Consider the following 5,493-nt stretch of genomic DNA (forward strand, 5'->3'; position numbering starts at 1 on the left):
GGGGTTAGGAGGATTTTTAGCTCCATCCCAGTTTGATGCCAGTACGGCTATGACCGCTGCTATGACACCGATAATCGCAAGCTGTAACATCGTAATCACCTTTATCTACTTTTGTGATGAGTATTGTATGTCAGAAGATCATTCTCAGAGCCACGCGGCTGTTACTGAAGAGAATAGTAAGAAGCTAATATTTACTGTAGGTTTGACCACTACGTTTTAATCGTAGAAATTATAACCGTTTTTATTACTCAAAGTTTAACTTTTGTGATTATCTAAAAACACATAGCGGTCGAATGGCCATATTAACTGACTTAAAATCAGTCGCATACTTTAATGTAGCGGTTCTGATAGCACAAAAGTTCGCAGCATGAAAACGGAACCGGCATAATTGATTTATAGTGAACCCATACACTAAGCATAATGATTTAGAGGACGATAATCCCAATGAAAAAATTCCTTTTAGGAGCTGTTGCCGCATCTGTTTTGGCCTTTTCAGGCAATGCTATGGCCAATTTTGTGGCAGGTCAGGACTATCAGGTGGTCGCAAAACCAGTCAAAGTCGAAAAACCGGGCAAAATTGAGGTACGTGAATTCTTCTGGTATGGCTGTGGTCACTGTTTCACGTTGGAACCGCATATGCAGGACTGGTTGAAAAAATTACCCAAAGATATCCGTTTTGTACGTACACCTGCTGCAATGAACCCGCTTTGGGAACAGGCTGCACGTGCTTATTATGTTTCAGAAGCCCTGGGTGTGCGTCAAAAAGCACATTTACAGTTATTCCATGATATTCATGACAAGCAGCGTCCAATTTTAGAACAGGCACAATTGGCCAAGTTCTATACCCGTTATGGTATTTCTGAAGAGAAATTTAACACGACTTATAAATCATTCCCGATTTCGTCAAAAATTGCTCAGGCAAAAAATTTGACTGCTCAATATCAGTTAAGCGGTGTACCAGCGGTGACCGTGAATGGTAAATATATTGTGCAGGGCAATGATGCCAAAGTAATTCAGGTGGTGAATTACCTGATTGAAAAAGAGCGTAAAGCCAAATAAGACGCGATTGATTATCTCTAAAAAAAAACCTGCATCGAATCTGCAGGTTTTTTTATTTAAACTGGAGGAATGGTTATTTACGTCCTGACTGCCGGATCTGGTGTTTCTATCGGCGGGCGATACCAGTGTAAAATTCCTCGGAATAAGAGCTGCATCTGCAACACGCTTTGCGCTTTAAAGTCATGGGATTGAATATGAATCGTGGATGGCTTTGTTGCACAAACCTATCTGTAAAGGGTTTTTCAGCGATATAATTTTCAAATGAAGAAGCCTGCACACAAAATCTACCGCACAACCAATTGGCCCGCATATAACTGAGCACTCATGAGTCGCGGAAATATTGCCATTTGGTTTGATCCTGCTACGCAATGGTATGCTCCGTCCATCGGTAAACAAGGGCGAAATCAAACCTACTCCGACGCAGTCATCCAATGCTGCTTAATGATTAAATCCTTATTCCGTCTGTCTTTACGTATGGTCACTGGCTTTGTGCAAAGTCTGATTAAACTTTGCGGATTAAATTGGATAGCTCCAGATTACACCACGCTTTGTAGAAGACAAAAGCATATTGATATTGTAATCAGCTACCAAAAAAGTAGCGATGGGCTGCATCTACTCATGGACTCTACAGGCATGAAGTTTCTAGGTGAGGGCGAATGGAAACGCAAGAAACATGGACCTGAATATCGTCGCCAATGGCGTAAACTTCATATTGGTATAGATGCTAAAACCCTACAAATACGAGCAGTTCAGCTTACAACCAATAATGTCAGTGATTCACAGGTGCTTGGTGATTTACTTAATCAGATTCCACAAGATGAGCGGATTGACTCTGTTTATACCGATGGAGCTTATGACACCAAGCAATGCCGTCAGGTCATTGCAGATCGGCAAGCGCATGCGGTGATTCCACCTAGAAAAAATGCGAAACCATGGAAAGATACAAAGAGTAGCTCGCTAGAGCGAAATGAATTACTTCGAGCAATTAAACGTTTAGGCAGGACACTATGGAAAAAATGGTCAGGCTATCATCGGCGAAGTTTGGTTGAAACTAAGATGCATTGCATCAAATTATTAGGAGATAAACTCAGTGCAAGGAGTTTTGATAGCCAAGTCAATGAGATCCATGCACGTGTGGCAGTCCTTAACAGATTTACGGAATTAGGTCGACCACTTACCCAAGTTACGCCTTAAATTTGGCTCAATTAGGGGCGCTTTGCATTTCAAATCTTTGTGCAACAAAGCCAATGTATATAAAAAATGGTTAAATAATTGCAAGGGGGGCTTTAAAACGTTTTAATCGTAAAGCATTTCCTAGTACAAATATTGACGAGAGAGCCATTGCACCAGCAGCAAATACAGGAGAAAGTAGCAGTCCAAATTGCGGATAAAGTACACCTGCTGCAATAGGAATCAGAGCTGCATTGTAAACAAATGCCCAAAATAAATTTTCACGAATATTGGTTATAGTCGCTTTGCTTAAAGCGATAGCATTTGGCACTCCTTTCAGGTTGCCAGACATCAAAACCACATCAGCAGCTTCAATAGCTACGTCTGTACCTGTACCTATTGCTAAACCAATATCTGCTTCTGCAAGTGCAGGGGCATCATTAATGCCATCTCCAACATATGCGAGTTTACCATATTGATTTTTTAATTTTTTAACGGCCTCTATTTTACCTTCTGGTAAGACTTCTGCAATAACCTCATCAATACCTAGTTTTTTTGCAATCGCTTGAGCTGTATGACGGTTATCACCTGTAATCATGGCAACCTTTAAACCTAACTGATGTAACGCTTCAATTGCAGCAAATGTTGATTCTTTAATTGGATCTGCTACAGCAATAATGGCAGCAAGTTTCTGGTCAATCGCAACATAGAGAGGGGTTTTTCCTTCTTCTCCCAAACGATCCGAAAATTGAGAAAAAACATTAGGATTCAAACCTAGTTTTTCCATATATCGATCTGCACCAATATGAACCAAATGTTCAGACACCGTTGCTTCTATTCCATAGCCCGTGACTGACTTGAAATCAGCAACAGGAGACAGAATTAATTCCTTATCTATAGCGGCTTGTACAATTGCTCGAGCAATAGGATGCTCAGACTTTGATTCAACGGCTGCCATAAGTGAAAGTACGGCATTGTATTCAAACCCTTCTAAGACATGCAGATCGGTTAAAATTGGTTTCCCTTCAGTCAGGGTCCCTGTTTTATCAACAGCAACCACTTTAGTTTCTTTGAGCAGCTGCAAAGCTTCCCCTTTACGGAATAAAACACCCATTTCAGCACCACGCCCAGTTCCCACCATGATTGATGTAGGCGTTGCAAGTCCCATTGCACAAGGACATGCAATAATGAGTACCGCAACTGCATTAACTAAGCTAAACGTTAGGGCTGGCTCAGGGCCGAAGATAAACCAAGTAATAAAAGTTAAAAGAGAGAGACCCATTACTACAGGTACAAACCACATGGTAATTTTATCAACCAATGCCTGAATAGGCAGCTTGGAACCCTGTGCCTGTTCAACCATTCGGATGATTTGAGAAAGCACTGATGAACTACCAACAGAGGTGGCTTTGATATTTAAGCTGCCACTTTGGTTAATTGTTCCTCCTACCACAGTAGAGCCTATCGTTTTTTCAACGGGCATAGGCTCGCCAGTAATCATGGATTCATCAATAAAACTTTGGCCGTGAATAACTTCACCATCGACAGGGATACGCTCGCCTGGTCTAATCTCTACAATCGTTCCTGTTTGAACTTCGGCAATCGGAACTTCTATCACCTGATTATTGAGCTGTATTCTGGCAACTTTAGGCTGCATTCCAACTAGATGTTGAATTGCTAAAGACGTTCGGCCTTTTGCCTTGGCTTCAAAAAATCTACCTAATAGAATTAAAGTGATAATAACCGCTGCAGCTTCATAATAAACATTGACCGTGCCTTGTGGCAGGACACTTGGAAAGAAAGTAGCAACCACTGAATAAAGATAAGCAGCCAATGTTCCTACAGCCACCAAGGAATTCATGTCTGGTGCTAAGCGGAATAAACTTGGGATGCCCTTTTTAAAGAAGCGTCGGCCTGGAAAAATTAATGCTACTGTGGTCAAGAAAAATTGCATTAACCAGCTATTTTGTTGGCCAATGTTATCCATCATAAACGTATGAAAGGCGGGAATCAGGTGTGATCCCATTTCTAAAATAAAAACGGGTAGAGTCAATAAGACTGACAAAATTAAATCTTTTTTAAGTTTTTCTAATTCAATATTTTTTTTATCTTGAAAGCTTTCCGTAGTTTGATGAACTGACTTTGCTTCAAACCCTGCTTTGGTGACAGCCTGAATTAACGAGTCACGAGTGACAGATGAGCTTGCCTGAATAGTCGCTTTTTCAGTAGCCAGATTTACATGAGCTGATTCCACACCCTCAACAGATTTTAAGGCCTTTTCTACTCGACCTACACAAGAAGCACATGACATACCCTCAATCGTAAGCTCTATTGGTTGCAGCGCTTCCACTTCGTAGCCTGCTTTTTCTACGGCTTTAATTAAAGTAGCGCGATCAAGTGGTTGATGCGCATAAATGACTGCTTTTTCGGTAGCCAGATTTACATGAGCCGATTCAACACCCTCAACAGATTTTAAAGCTTTTTCCACACGGCCTACACAAGAAGCACATGTCATCCCCTCAATCTCTAATGTTTCACTGTAGTGTGGCGTATCAGTCATTTCGGTACTCATATACGATCTCTATCATTTAGATATGCTGAGTTCTATATGCGAAGATCAGCTCGAACCAAGATTAGGGGGAATTCAGGGATTACTTTTATTTCAAGCAAGTACAGGTTTTATCTGTACGATGAGGAAAATAAGAGAGAGTAAAAGTGGTAAGGAATTCCCACTGTTACTCTAACAGAGATTAAGCAGGATCAGCTGTAAATCCACGCTCACTGAGAGTGGCAATGACTTGATCCTGACTCACCGTTGTGTTGATTTCAACAATACGGTTTTGTAAATCAATATCGAGTGAGGCATTCGAGTCGAGCTCTTTAATTGCGGTAGTAATGCCGCGTGCACAACCACCACAAGTCATATTAGCGATGTGAAATTTCATATGTTGCTCCTTTTTAACAAAACATTTGTTTAAAACATTAGAACAGTAACTCTAAACTTTCACCATACAACCAGCCTTTTTCTGAATCAGTTACTCGCTGTAACTTGGTCTGTTTACAACCTTACAGTTTTCTTCAGAGTATTCCAAAGAAGAGTGTTCTAATGACTACAGTAAAAGTACTTAACCAACATTAATGTGACTTTAAAATGACATTTTTGTCATCTACGATCACTCTGAAATTTATAATATTAGTTATTTCAATCAATGGTAGTGTTGGTGGGTCTGTTCTATATGAGTTTTAAAATACTGAATAAAGTAC

3 protein-coding genes and 2 pseudogenes are annotated in these 5,493 nt (G+C 40.5%); 2 read left to right on the plus strand and 3 right to left on the minus strand.

The annotated features are described in order from the left end of the window. The first annotated feature begins 444 nt into the window (after positions 1-444). On the plus strand, positions 445-1,059 hold the full coding sequence (locus FTV48_RS13925; RefSeq protein ID WP_004281881.1) for a thiol:disulfide interchange protein DsbA/DsbL: 615 nt from the start codon (positions 445-447) through the stop codon (positions 1,057-1,059). Between the two features lie 77 nt (positions 1,060-1,136). Here the strand turns inward: FTV48_RS13925 and FTV48_RS15150 are convergent. Then, a pseudogene (locus FTV48_RS15150) lies at positions 1,137-1,250 on the minus strand (TetR family transcriptional regulator); the annotation flags it as partial. Between the two features lie 70 nt (positions 1,251-1,320). On the opposite strand from FTV48_RS15150, the pseudogene FTV48_RS13930 reads away from it, so the two are divergent. Beyond that, positions 1,321-2,253 (plus strand): annotated as a pseudogene (locus FTV48_RS13930) (IS5 family transposase). A 70-nt stretch (positions 2,254-2,323) separates the two neighbouring features. On the opposite strand, the gene FTV48_RS13935 reads toward FTV48_RS13930, so the two are convergent. Together FTV48_RS13935 and FTV48_RS13940 are read right to left on the minus strand one after the other, a co-directional pair. Then, complete coding sequence (locus FTV48_RS13935; protein ID WP_004281880.1) at positions 2,324-4,801, minus strand: heavy metal translocating P-type ATPase; 2,478 nt, start codon at positions 4,799-4,801, stop codon at positions 2,324-2,326. A gap of 178 nt (positions 4,802-4,979) precedes the next feature. Continuing rightward, positions 4,980-5,174 carry a heavy-metal-associated domain-containing protein gene (locus FTV48_RS13940; RefSeq protein WP_004281879.1) on the minus strand — a complete coding sequence of 65 codons (195 nt, stop codon included), beginning with the start codon at positions 5,172-5,174 and terminating at the stop codon, positions 4,980-4,982. Positions 5,175-5,493 lie beyond the last annotated feature (319 nt).

The organism is Acinetobacter sp. YH18001 (genome assembly GCF_013416975.1).
In the GTDB taxonomy this organism is placed as follows: Bacteria; Pseudomonadota; Gammaproteobacteria; order Pseudomonadales; family Moraxellaceae; genus Acinetobacter; species Acinetobacter pseudolwoffii.

What these genes read in the sequence shown, in the direction of transcription:
- FTV48_RS13940 (WP_004281879.1), bottom strand. Translation starts at nt 5,174, where the DNA reads ATGAAATTTCACATCGCTAATATGACTTGTGGTGGTTGTGCACGCGGC.
- FTV48_RS13925 (WP_004281881.1), top strand. Translation starts at nt 445, where the DNA reads ATGAAAAAATTCCTTTTAGGAGCTGTTGCCGCATCTGTTTTGGCCTTT.
- FTV48_RS13935 (WP_004281880.1), bottom strand. Translation starts at nt 4,801, where the DNA reads ATGAGTACCGAAATGACTGATACGCCACACTACAGTGAAACATTAGAG.